The sequence below is a fragment of the Flavobacterium profundi genome (genome assembly GCF_006491645.1).
Taxonomy (GTDB): Bacteria; Bacteroidota; Bacteroidia; order Flavobacteriales; family Flavobacteriaceae; genus Flavobacterium; species Flavobacterium profundi.
Genome location: NZ_VDCZ01000002.1, coordinates 383,893 through 396,027, shown reverse-complemented (window position 1 = coordinate 396,027; position 12,135 = coordinate 383,893). Strand labels below are relative to the sequence as shown.

Annotated in this window: 10 protein-coding genes; 9 read left to right on the top strand and 1 reads right to left on the bottom strand. The window is 31.3% G+C overall.

Translation table 11 applies throughout. The annotated features are described in order from the left end of the window. Window positions 1-197 precede the first annotated feature (197 nt). The gene (gene yidC / locus FHG05_RS04650; protein ID WP_140996844.1) at window positions 198-2,078 is read left to right on the top strand and encodes a membrane protein insertase YidC; all 1,881 of its coding nucleotides are present in this window, start codon (window positions 198-200) and stop codon (window positions 2,076-2,078) included. Window positions 2,079-2,254: 176 nt separating this feature from the next. Continuing rightward, the gene (proC, locus tag FHG05_RS04645) at window positions 2,255-3,067 is read left to right on the top strand and encodes a pyrroline-5-carboxylate reductase (protein WP_140996843.1); all 813 of its coding nucleotides are present in this window, start codon (window positions 2,255-2,257) and stop codon (window positions 3,065-3,067) included. 76 nt (window positions 3,068-3,143) lie between these two features. Here proC and FHG05_RS04640 read toward each other — a convergent pair whose 3' ends face one another. Beyond that, complete coding sequence (locus FHG05_RS04640) at window positions 3,144-4,136, bottom strand: fasciclin domain-containing protein (protein WP_140996842.1); 993 nt, start codon at window positions 4,134-4,136, stop codon at window positions 3,144-3,146. Window positions 4,137-4,300: 164 nt separating this feature from the next. Between FHG05_RS04640 and FHG05_RS04635 the strand changes: the two genes are divergently transcribed. From FHG05_RS04635 to pafA, 7 genes are read left to right on the top strand one after another with little or no spacing between them, the layout of a single operon-like run. Continuing rightward, window positions 4,301-5,065, top strand: a complete 765-nt coding sequence (locus FHG05_RS04635) for a toxin-antitoxin system YwqK family antitoxin (protein WP_181369142.1) — start codon at window positions 4,301-4,303, stop codon at window positions 5,063-5,065. 1 nt (window position 5,066) lies between these two features. After that, window positions 5,067-6,254: a tRNA 2-thiouridine(34) synthase MnmA gene (gene mnmA / locus FHG05_RS04630; protein ID WP_140996841.1), complete on the top strand. Its 1,188-nt coding sequence runs from the start codon at window positions 5,067-5,069 to the stop codon at window positions 6,252-6,254. Window positions 6,255-6,262: 8 nt separating this feature from the next. Continuing rightward, window positions 6,263-7,201, top strand: coding sequence for a calcium/sodium antiporter (locus FHG05_RS04625; protein WP_140996840.1), 939 nt, complete (start codon window positions 6,263-6,265; stop codon window positions 7,199-7,201). Window positions 7,202-7,251: 50 nt separating this feature from the next. Further along, the gene (locus FHG05_RS04620; RefSeq protein ID WP_140996839.1) at window positions 7,252-8,862 is read left to right on the top strand and encodes a S8 family serine peptidase; all 1,611 of its coding nucleotides are present in this window, start codon (window positions 7,252-7,254) and stop codon (window positions 8,860-8,862) included. Further along, window positions 8,862-9,806 (top strand): NAD(P)H-dependent flavin oxidoreductase, encoded by a 945-nt coding sequence (locus tag FHG05_RS04615; protein ID WP_140996838.1) that lies wholly within the window; start codon window positions 8,862-8,864, stop codon window positions 9,804-9,806. Before FHG05_RS04620 ends, FHG05_RS04615 begins: the two co-directional genes overlap by 1 nt. A gap of 6 nt (window positions 9,807-9,812) precedes the next feature. Beyond that, the gene (locus FHG05_RS04610) at window positions 9,813-10,223 is read left to right on the top strand and encodes a hypothetical protein (RefSeq protein ID WP_140996837.1); all 411 of its coding nucleotides are present in this window, start codon (window positions 9,813-9,815) and stop codon (window positions 10,221-10,223) included. A gap of 30 nt (window positions 10,224-10,253) precedes the next feature. Next, window positions 10,254-11,861: an alkaline phosphatase PafA gene (gene pafA / locus FHG05_RS04605; protein ID WP_140996836.1), complete on the top strand. Its 1,608-nt coding sequence runs from the start codon at window positions 10,254-10,256 to the stop codon at window positions 11,859-11,861. The last annotated feature ends 274 nt before the right edge of the window (window positions 11,862-12,135 follow it).

The following is a 12,135-nucleotide window of genomic DNA, read 5'->3' as shown; positions in this document are numbered from 1 at the left end:
GAATGGCTTGGTAATTGTTGCAATCCATTTTCCCGCTTTACGTTGCCATCTGTTTGGATAACAAAATCATTTCCATACGATATGATAGTTAATCCAAACAGGATGTTCACTACAATCGGGGCTATTCCTTTTTCTATTCGATAATTAGTAGTAATAGTAATTTCTAGGAGCATTGGCTTATAGAACAAATAATTAAAATGGAAGAAAAAAAGTTTGATTTTAAATCAATTATTGGATTTGTATTAATTTCTGGTATTTTAATGTGGATGATGTATTCAAATCAACCCACACCTGAAGAATTAAAAGAAAAAGAAAAACAAGAACAGGCTAAAAAAGAGCAAGAAGAAAAGCAAGATGTAGTGGCTTCACCTGCAACTGCTAGTATCGAATCAGATTCTATTTCTAAAGAAAAAGCAAAAGCAGCTTTAGGAACTTTTGCTTATTCAGCAACATTACCTACAGCTAAAGAAGAGGTTACAGAAATAAGAAACGATGTGCTTTCTTTAAAAATTGCTAATAAAGGGGGTTATATTGTTGATGCAACGGTTTTAGGGTATGATAAATTTAAAAAAGATTCCAATCAACTTGTAAAAATTATCAAGGATAACAACGCTAAATTTGATATAGCTTTAAATACTACCGATAATCGTTTGTTACATACTTCTGATTTATTCTTCGAACCTAAAAAGTCAAAAGAAGGAGAAAATCAAGTGATAACGATGCAATTAAAAGCTGGTCCCACACAATTTTTAGAGTATCGCTATGTATTGAAACCTGGTGAGTATATGTTGGATTTTTCTATTCGTTCTCAAGGATTAGAAAATGTAATTAATACTACTAAACCAGTTGATTTAGAGTGGCAATTAAAAACCTATCGTAATGAGAAAAGTATTTCTTATGAAAATAGATATACAGAATTGGTCTTTGAATACGAAGGTGGAAAAGACGATTATTTAAATGCAGCAAGAGATTCAGAGGATACAGCTGAAGAGGTTACTTACATTGCGTTCAAACAGCATATGTTTACTTCCATTTTATTGACAGACACTCCTTTTAAATCTGCAAAATTTGTTTCTGACAATTTGGTTGATGATGAAGAGAAAGATACCATTTTTACAAAAAACTTTATCGCTCAAGTACCTTTAGAAGTTAAAAACGGTGCGATTAATTATAATATGAATTGGTATTACGGACCTGCTAAATATCAAATTCTAAATGATTATGATAGAAATTTAGATGAAATCATGCCCTTAGGTTGGGGAATTTTCGGTTGGATTAATCGTTATATTTTCATTCCTGTATTCGGACTTATTTCTAGTATTGGTATCGGTTACGGATTTGCAATTATTATTTTTACCATTTTGGTAAGAATAGCAATGTCGCCAGTTACATATAAATCGTATGTTTCTCAAGCGAAAATGAAAGTACTTCGTCCTGAAATTGCAGAATTGAATGAGAAGTACAAAGATAATGCAATGAAGAAGCAACAGGAAACTATGAAATTGTATTCTAAAGCGGGTGTAAATCCAATGGCTGGTTGTTTACCTGCTTTAATGCAAATGCCAGTTTTCTATGCCTTATTTCAATTCTTCCCATCGATGTTTGATTTAAGACAAAAAAGTTTCTTATGGGCAAACGATTTATCATCATATGATAGTATCTATGAGTTGCCATTCCGTATTCCTTTATATGGAAGTCACGTGAGTTTATTTCCAATTTTGGCATCTATTGCAATTTTCTTTTACATGAGAATGACAACGGGTGATCAACAAATGAGTGCACCTACACAAGAAGGTATGCCAGATATGAGTAAAATCATGAAGATTATGATTTATATTTCTCCGTTGATGATGTTGTTCTTCTTTAACAACTATGCTTCTGGTTTATCATTATATTATTTTATTTCGAACTTAATTACTATTGGTATCATGTTAGTAATAAAAAATTATATCGTAAAAGAAGATAAAATTCATGCTCAAATTCAAGAGAATAAATCTAAACCCAAAACAGAAAGCAAGTTCCAAAGAAAAATGAGGGAAATGATGGAACAAGCGGAAGCTCAAAAGAAAAATAAGTAAGAAGATTACTTTTATATATACGAATCCCTATTTTTAAATAGGGATTTTTTTTTTAAACAATATGAGACAAATTGTTACAAATACAGCATAAGTTTTTCACTGAAGAATTAGTCAATATATTTAAATCATCTTATGAAAACTATAAAAATCATTTTTAAAAACAATACAATTACAACATGAAAACGCTTATCATTGGTTACGGAAATATGGGACAAACGTATGCTAATAGTTTTGTTAGTTCAAGGTTTATTTTGCCATCGGATATTTTTGTGCTAACCAGAAGTCCAATTGGTGACAAAAACAAATATACCATAATGGATTCTAACTTCTATTCTAAACCCATTGACTCGTTATTTGAAGTTGATATTATTATTTTAGCAGTTAAACCACAAGATTTTAATGCATTAGCAAGTGATATACGTTCGTATATTCATGAGGAACATCTCATTTTATCAGTTATGGCTGGAGTAACCATCGAATCTATACAGGAAAAATTAGGATGTTCCAAAGTCATTCGTTCCATGCCTAATATTCCCACACAAATAGGTTTAGGAATGACTGTTTTTACGGCTTCTTCACAGGTAGATCGTAAAGAATTATTTATTATTCAAAATCTAATCAATACTACTGGGAAATCAATTTATATCGATAAAGAAGAAATGTTGAATGCTACAACTGCAGTTTCTGGTAGCGGACCAGCTTATGTTTTTTATTTTATGAATGCTATGATACAAGCTGCAATGCATTTAGGTTTTTCCAAATCTGAAGCTGAGTTTTTAGTCAATCAGACGTTTATTGGTGCAGTACAATTGCAAAATAGAAGTGATTTATCGCATGAACAATGGATTGATAAAGTGGCCTCTAAAAAAGGAACTACTGAAGCGGCTTTGCTTGTTTTTAACGATAAAGAGTTGAATAAGGTAATAGAAAATGGAATTTTAGCAGCAAATAGTAGGGCTGAAGAATTAGGGAAATCCTTAGTAAAATAAACATCCCTATTGCTAGTCAAACAATAGGGATGTAATAATACATATAAACTTAACTGATTTCTAAAATTCTATTTTTTTATAAGCTTGGTTGTAATACTTTGTCAACTGCGTGGATAATACCATTAGCACATTGAACATCTACAGCAATAATGTTCGCTTGTGTAGCAGATTGATCTGTAATTTTTGGTGCTGAAGGAGTACTTAAATCAATAGTGATGTTTTGTGTAGGATCTGTAATCATGGGTACTGATTGTCCGTCTGTTAAAGCTGATGATTGTACATTTCCGGCAGCGGTAACATGATATTGTAATACAGTTGTAACTTGTGCTGGAGTAGCATTTTCAGCAAAACCACCAGAACCTACAGCTACAGCGAAAGCATCATTAGTTGGTGCAAATACCGTTAGAGGAGATGCATTTGTTGTTAATGCAGTTGCTACTGCACTTTGGTCACCAAAACCATTACCGTTCGTATCTGTACTGGTAACAACAGTTACTAAAGTAGAAAAATTAGGATTTGCCATAGCATGATCTACAATTGTTGCTAAGCCAATAACAGCATCTACTTGGTGAATTACTCCGTTAGTAGCCAAAATATCGGCTGCAGTTACGGTAGCAACACCGTTAATTTCTACACCACTGGCTGTATTGATAAATAAACTTAAGGTATTAGTAGAAGAAGCTGAACCTTTACCTAAAGATTTTACATATCCTGTTGAAAGTGATGAAGATAAATTGGTACCCATTACAACATGATTTAAAAGAATTTCTTTAAGCGTTGCAACTGGAACTGCATCTAAATTTGCAAATCCATTATCGTTTAAAAATTCTTGGAAGGCATCGTTTGTAGGAGCAAAAACAGTGAAAGGACCATTTTGGTCTAATGTTTGTACTAATCCTGCTTTGTCTAGAGCAGAAACTAAAGTTGTAAATTGTGGAGCTCTTGATGCAACAGCTGCAATGCTGTTATTTTCTGGTGTTACAACAGTGTCATCATCAGAACAAGAAAACATCGTTACAAATGTAGTAGCGATTAAAGTTAATTTGATTAATTTTGCAAAGTTTTTCATAGTAATTTGTTTTTATTGTTTAAGCAAATGTAAAAAACTTTAAACAAAATAACCTATAGTCAAACAAGAAAAAATGTATTAAATAAAAAAGTTTAACGTTGCGTTTCATTTTGTTTAAGTAATTGAAACTAAAATAAGTGAATAAAAAATATAATATTAGACACATGTTAATAAAATCGTACTTACTCGCTTTCATTATAATTTTTAATTGTCAGTTGGTTCTTTCTCAAAATAATATAAATCAATTAGATAGTAAAGGACAACGTCATGGTGTATGGAAAGGTACTTATGAAGTATCTAAAAGACCCAGATATGAAGGAAATTTCAATCATGGTAAAGAAACTGGAATCTTTTCCTATTTTGATGACACTAAAGCAGGAAAGGTTATAGCAACAAGAGATTTTACAAAAGGAGATGGTTCTTGTTATGCTATTTTTTATCATCAAAATGGTAAAAAAGTAAGTGAAGGTTTATTAGTTAATAAATTACCACAAGGCGAATGGAAGTATTATCATTTTGATAGTGACCAATTAATGTCTGTTGAAAATTATAAACAAGGCAAATTAGATGGTGTTCGAAAAGTATTTTACAAAGACGGTTCTTTAGCAGAAGTATCTAATTATGCTAATGGTAAATTAGATGGAAATTATAAGAAATATGCTGAGAACGAAACTATTTTAGAAGATTATAATTATAAAAAAGGAAAATTAGATGGTCCAGCTTTGTATTATGATGGAAAAGGAAATATTAATATAAAGGGACAATATAAAAACGATCGAAAGTGGGGCTATTGGGAAACTTATGAAAAAGGAAAGTTAGTCTCTAAAGAGAAGATTTCAAAAGAAACTAGAAAAACATTTCGATTAGAAAAAAATAAAGATGGACAATTGGCACCCACAGAATTAAAGCCAAAAAATAAAATTGAATAAAATGAAAAGAGTAGTAGTAGGACTTTCGGGAGGAGTAGATTCTAGTGTTGCCGCTTACTTATTACAAGAGCAAGGTTATGAAGTGATTGGTCTTTTTATGAAAAATTGGCACGACGATTCTGTTACCATTTCTAATGAATGCCCCTGGTTGGAAGATAGTAATGATGCTTTATTGGTTGCCGAAAAATTAGGAATTCCATTTCAAACAGTTGATTTATCCGAAGAATATAAAGAGAAAATCGTAGATTACATGTTTAAAGAATACGAGCAAGGACGCACTCCCAATCCGGATGTATTATGTAATCGTGAAATAAAGTTTGATGTATTTCTTAAAATTGCTTTGTCTTTAGGTGCAGATTATGTAGCTACAGGACATTATTGTAGAAAAGGTACATTAGAAAAAGATGGTAAAGAAATTTATCAGTTATTAGCTGGTAAAGATGGTAATAAAGATCAGTCGTATTTTTTATGTCAATTATCTCAAGATCAATTGTCAAAAGCTTTGTTTCCCATTGGGGAACTAACCAAACCTCAAGTACGTGAAATTGCAGCAAAGTTAGATTTAATAACTGCTGAGAAAAAAGATTCTCAAGGATTATGCTTTATTGGGAAAGTACGTTTACCTGAATTTTTGCAACAACAATTACAACCAAAAGAAGGCATTATTATTGAAGTTCCAGAAGAAGCTTCAATTTTCAATCAAGAAGTGCCCAATTTTAGTTCTGAGGAAGATACTTTTGCATATGAGTCTCGAAATAGAGATTATTCAAATGAAATCGGAAAAACAGTTGGAAAACATCAAGGTGCGCATTATTTTACTAAAGGTCAGAGAAAAGGGTTGAATGTTGGTGGCACTAAAGAAGGTTTATATGTAATAGAAACAGATGTTGAAAAAAATATAATTTATACAGGTCAAGGAGCAAATCATCCAGGATTGTTTAAAAAAGCACTTTTTATTAAAAATAATGAAATTCATTGGATTCGAGAAGATTTAGCATTGCAACCTAATGAAAAAAAGGAAGTTATGGCTCGTATTCGTTATCGTCAACCTTTGCAAAAAGCAACATTGCATCAATTTGAAAACGGAATGTATGTGGTATTTGAAGAACCACAATCGGCTATTACGGAAGGTCAGTTTGTGGCTTGGCATCATGATGATGAAGTTTTAGGTAGTGGCGTAATCTCTTAAATTTTTTTATGGAAAACATGTTTTATATTTTAGTAGGATTAGTGCTATTAGTCCTAGGTGGTGATTGGTTGTTAAAATCTTCTGTAGGTTTATCCTATCGTCTTAATATATCTAAAATTATAGTGGGTTTAACTGTAGTTTCTTTTGCGACTTCTGCACCAGAAATGATAGTGAGTATAAAAGCGGCTATGGATGGTTTTCCCGATATTGCTTTGGGTAATGTAATAGGATCTAATATTGGTAATATTGGTTTAGTATTAGGAGTTGTATTATTAATTAATGCAATACAGGTTGAAAAAAGTTTTTATGTAACAGATTGGCCTACTAAAATGATTGCCTCTATTTTGTTATTTGTTTTCTTGGTTATTGATGGTGGTTTAACGAGAGTGGATGGATTTATCTTTATACTTGTTTTAGCTGTATTTTTAATTATTTTAATTCGAAACAATAAAAAGGTACAGGTAGATATTGAAAGTACAACTGATGATAAGATGCCCTATATTAAAATTGTAGGATTTTTAATTTTAGGTGGTGTAGCACTATGGGGTGGCTCTGAATTATTAGTTAAAGGAGCTGTTAATTTAGCTACTAATTTAGGTGTAAGCAAGCGTGTTATTGCCATTACTGTAGTCTCTATTGGTACGAGTATTCCAGAATTAGCTTCTTCCATTATTGCAGCTGTAAAAAAAGAGAATGATATATCCATAGGAAATATTATTGGTTCCAATATTTTTAATATTTTGAGTGTTTTAGGCGTTACAGCAATCATTCAACCCATTGAAAAAGTTGATGTTCGTATTATTCATCAAGATATTTACTGGATGTTAGGTTTTGCCTTTGTTTTGTTACCAATGGTAATCTTACCTAAAAGGGGAAGTTTAAGTTTTAAAGAAGGAGTTTTATTGTTGCTTACATATGGAGTCTTTTTATATTTCACAGTAATTTAAGTAAGCTAACTATCAGAATTTTATATATTTGAATACAAATAAATAAAAACATGAAAAAAACAGCTACTCTTTTACTATCACTCTTTTATTTTTGCTCTTGGGCTCAAGAAGACGCTTGGGTTTATTTTACTGATAAACCTGATGCAGAGTTCTATACAAATAACCCTCTTGAAATGCTCACACAAAGAGCATTGGATAGAAGATCTACTCAAAATATAACATTAGATAATAAAGATATACCTATTTCTGAATCCTATATTTTACAAGTTGAAAGCGCTACTGGTATTACCGTTATGGCAAAGTCAAAGTGGTTAAACGCTTTACATATAAGAGGTTTGCAAGCTAATATTGAAGCTTTAACAGCATTATCATTTGTAGACCATGTTCAATTTGCAAATCATAGTTTGAATACCATAAATAAGCCTGTAGTTGCGTCACATTCGTATAAAAATAATGAAACATTCGATGTAACAGCCAATTTTAACTATGGGAATTCAAGTAATCAAATTCAAATGTTGAATGGGCATTTATTGCATGAACAAGACTATACTGGTCAAGGAAAAATAATAGCGGTTTTAGATGCAGGTTTTCCAGGTGTTGATTCTGCAACACCTTTTCAAAGATTACGTGATAATAATTTAATTTTAGGTGGTTATAATTTTCCAGATAGAAGTACCAACTTTTATACTAGGAATTCTCACGGTACGAATGTACTTTCCACTATGGGTGGTTATGTTGATGGTCAACTTGTGGGAACAGCTCCAGATGCTTCTTATTATTTGTTCATAACAGAAGATGTAAGTTCTGAAAATCCAGTTGAAGAATCCTATTGGGTTGAAGCATTAGAAATGGCAGATAGTTTAGGGGTTGATGTTGTTAATTCTTCATTGGGTTATGGTGAATATGATAATCCTAATTATAGCTATTCTTATGCGCAACGTAATGGTCAAGTAGGTTTTGCTTCAAGAGCAGCTGCAATAGCCGTTACAAAAGGAATTGTTTGTGTAATAAGTGCTGGAAATGAAGGAAACTCTTCTGAACCACACATAGGTATTCCTGCTGATGCGGATAATATTTTAACAATAGGTGCTGTTAATAGCACAGAAGTTCGTGCGAGTTTTAGTTCAATTGGACCTTCTTATGATGGTAGAATAAAACCCGATGTGTGTGCAAAAGGTCAAAGTGCTACAGTTAGTAGTTCCAATGGAACCATTACCACATCCAACGGAACTTCTTTTTCCAGTCCTATTTTAGCGGGTATGGTTGCTACTTTTTGGTCTGCACTTCCTAATTTAACTGCTGCAGAAGTAATTCAAATTGTGAAAGAATCTTCAGATCAGTATAATAATCCAGACAATTTAAAAGGATATGGCGTTCCAGATTTTCAATTGGCTCTAACAAATGCATTAAATTCGGAAATGTTCTTAAATGAAAGAATCATTTTTTATCCTAATCCTGTAGTCAATCAATTATATATTAAGGGAAACAATTTAGGTAATGCTACCTTATTTTTGTACAATAATCTGGGGCAAAGAGTTTTACAAGTTGAAAACATACATGATGAAGAAATAATTTCTTTAGAAAGCCTATCATCTGGAATTTATAGCTATGATTTCTCTTCTAATAGTGCTAAATTGCAGGGCAAATTAATCAAACAATAATGAATAGAATTACAGAGCTCTTCAATATAAAATATCCAATAGTACAAGGTGGAATGATTTGGAATAGTGGTTACAAATTAGCTAGCGCTGTAAGTAATGCAGGTGGTTTAGGTTTAATTGGCGCAGGATCAATGTATCCTGATATTTTAAGAGAACATATCCAAAAATGTAAAAAAGCTACGGATAAGCCATTTGGTGTTAATGTGCCCATGTTATATCCTAATATTGAAGAAATAATGCAAATTATAGTGGAAGAAGGCGTTAAAATTGTCTTTACTTCTGCTGGAAATCCGAAGACTTGGACTTCTTATTTAAAAGAAAATGGAATTACTGTTGTACATGTAGTTAGTAGTTCAAAATTTGCATTAAAAGCACAAGAAGCTGGAGTGGACGCTGTTGTTGCTGAGGGCTTTGAGGCAGGTGGACACAATGGAAGAGAAGAAACAACTACACTAACTTTAATTCCAATGGTAAAACAATACCTGCAAATTCCATTAATTGCTGCTGGTGGTATTGCTACAGGTAGAGGCATGTTAGCAGCCTTAGTTCTAGGTGCAGATGGAGTTCAAATGGGAAGTCGTTTTGCAGCTTCTACAGAATCAAGTGCTCATGATAACTTTAAAAAAACGATTGTAGAAACCAATGAAGGAGATACTGTTTTAACTTTAAAAGAATTGGCACCTGTTAGACTTATAAAAAATAAATTTTATAACGAATTGCAAGAATTATATTCTCAATGTCCTTCAACAGAAGATTTAAAAACACTGTTAGGAAGAGCAAGAGCTAAAAGAGGCATGTTTGAAGGAGATTTAGAAGATGGAGAATTAGAAATTGGGCAAATTGCAGGTGTTATTCATGATATTTTACCTGTGCAAACTATTGTTGATACAATTATGGATGAATTTCAAAAAGCAAAAGAAGAAATCCATAATTTTGTTTTTTAATATTTTATGAAGTTATTTAAATTCCTTGTATGGATTGCATTTTTTGCACTTGGTGTTGCAAATGCACAACAATTTAATTTCCAAACCACTTCGTTGTCCGTTTTACAAAAAGACAAAAAAGGGAATTGGGGAAAATGGAGTACTCCTGAAAAAGTTAACATTATTGTTAAATTAGATTATGATAAAAATAAAATTATCATCTATTCTAATGTGATTCAATATTATGCTATTGTTGAATATTTACCAAAAGAAGTTTCTAAAGTGGATGAAATTAATTCTTATCTCTGCAAAGATGTGGATGGTTATCCTTTTAAAATTTCTTTTATCGTCAGAAAAGATTTAAAAAACAAACCTCAATTATATGTTTATAGTGAAGAATATATCTTTTGCTATGATATTTTCGAAATGGTACAATAATTTTCTAAAACCTACACAAAAAAGATTACAATGAAAAAGTTCTTACTGCTTTTTATCGCTTTATTTATTTCCAATATACAAGCTCAAGATAGACCTAAATTAGTCGTTGGTATTGTGGTCGATCAAATGAAAATGGAGTATTTATATCGTTTTTCAGACGATTTTTCTGAAAATGGCTTTAAACGATTAATGAGGGAAGGATTTACATTTCATAATGCACACTACAATTATATGCCAACCTATACTGGACCTGGACATGCTTCTATTTACACAGGTACAACGCCTAGCGTTCATGGAATTGTTGGTAATAATTGGTTTAATAAAGGTTTAGGCAAAGAAATGTATTGTACAGATGATAATTCGGTGACAACCTTAGGTAATGGAACAGATTATGAAGGGAAAATGTCTCCTAAAAATTTATTGAGCACTACCATAACTGACGAATTAAAATTAGCTACTAATTTTAAGGGCAAAGTAATAGGAATGAGTTTAAAAGATAGAGGTGCTATTTTACCAGCTGGACATTTTGCAGATTGGGCTTTTTGGTATAGTAAAACTGGAGCTTTTATATCGAGTACTTATTATGGAAACCAGTTACCAGATTGGGTGACACAGTTTAACAATGAAAAGCACTATGAAAATTATCTGAATACTACTTGGGAATTATTTAAGCCAAAAGAAGTATATAACGAAAGTTTGAATGATAATAATCCATACGAAGGAAAATTATATCAAAAAATTCCTTTCTTTCCCTATAATATGAAAGATATGTATGCTAATAATGATGCTGGAGTTTTACGTTCTACACCCTTTGGAAATAATTTATTAGCTGATTTTGCTAAACGAGCGATTGAAAAAGAAAGTTTAGGAAAAGACAATATTACCGACTTCTTAACTGTGAGTTTTTCATCTACGGATTACATTGGCCACTTATTAGGACCTCGATCTATTGAATTACAAGATACTTATTTAAGATTAGATCAAACTCTTGCTGATTTTTTAATTTATTTAGATAAAACAGTAGGGAAAAATAATTATTTAGTATTCTTAACTGCAGATCACGCTGGTGCTGAAAATGTAACCTATCTTAAAGATAATAAATATAATGTAGATCAGGTAAATACAAGAAAATTTACGCATGATTTGGAAGCTTATTCTAAAGAAAAATACGGTGAAAATCTGATTTTAAATTATTCTAATTCTAATGTTTTTTTTAATAAAGAAAATATTGAGACTAGCAATTTAGATATAGAAGAAGTAAAAGCTAGTTTTAAAGCGTTTATTTATAAGCAAGAATTTGTTAGAAGAGTATATACGGATGATGAAATTTTAAATAATTCGGGTAATGACATTTATTTAAATGCAATTGCAAAAGGATATGATCCGAAGCAAAATGGAGAACTGGTTATTTTAGAGAAACCAGGATATCTAGAATATGGAGCAACAGGTACAACGCACGGTTCACCTTATGCTTATGATACCCATGTTCCAATGTTGTTCTTTGGATGGAAAGTGAAACACGGTGCATCTTATAATAAAAAAGAAATCACTCAAATTGCACCTAGTTTAGCATTAAAATTAAAAACAACTTTGCCAAATGGAACCGAGGCCATTATTTTAGAAGAAATACTAGAATAATATACATTACAAATATATTCAACTAATAAATTTTAAGTAAAATAGGAGCGTTGATTTTTATTTGTAATATTTTTACTCATTTCACAATAATAGTGTAAAATGTTATAAAATCTATATTTTATGTTAATGTAGTGTTAAAACGAGCATACTTTGTACGATTAATCTTCTTTTTATACTCGTTTTTTTAGTTTTTTTGTGTTTTTTGTCTGTAAAATTTACCTTTTATCGATTTTATTAACAAATTATTTTTTTCATTGAAAGTTGAAAATATTAA

Excerpts from the sequence above, each read along its gene's own strand:
- yidC (WP_140996844.1), top strand. The coding sequence starts at position 198 with ATGGAAGAAAAAAAGTTTGATTTTAAATCAATTATTGGATTTGTATTA.
- proC (WP_140996843.1), top strand. The coding sequence starts at position 2,255 with ATGAAAACGCTTATCATTGGTTACGGAAATATGGGACAAACGTATGCT.
- FHG05_RS04640 (WP_140996842.1), bottom strand. The coding sequence starts at position 4,136 with ATGAAAAACTTTGCAAAATTAATCAAATTAACTTTAATCGCTACTACA.
- FHG05_RS04635 (WP_181369142.1), top strand. The coding sequence starts at position 4,301 with ATGTTAATAAAATCGTACTTACTCGCTTTCATTATAATTTTTAATTGT.
- mnmA (WP_140996841.1), top strand. The coding sequence starts at position 5,067 with ATGAAAAGAGTAGTAGTAGGACTTTCGGGAGGAGTAGATTCTAGTGTT.
- FHG05_RS04625 (WP_140996840.1), top strand. The coding sequence starts at position 6,263 with ATGGAAAACATGTTTTATATTTTAGTAGGATTAGTGCTATTAGTCCTA.
- FHG05_RS04620 (WP_140996839.1), top strand. The coding sequence starts at position 7,252 with ATGAAAAAAACAGCTACTCTTTTACTATCACTCTTTTATTTTTGCTCT.
- FHG05_RS04615 (WP_140996838.1), top strand. The coding sequence starts at position 8,862 with ATGAATAGAATTACAGAGCTCTTCAATATAAAATATCCAATAGTACAA.
- FHG05_RS04610 (WP_140996837.1), top strand. The coding sequence starts at position 9,813 with ATGAAGTTATTTAAATTCCTTGTATGGATTGCATTTTTTGCACTTGGT.
- pafA (WP_140996836.1), top strand. The coding sequence starts at position 10,254 with ATGAAAAAGTTCTTACTGCTTTTTATCGCTTTATTTATTTCCAATATA.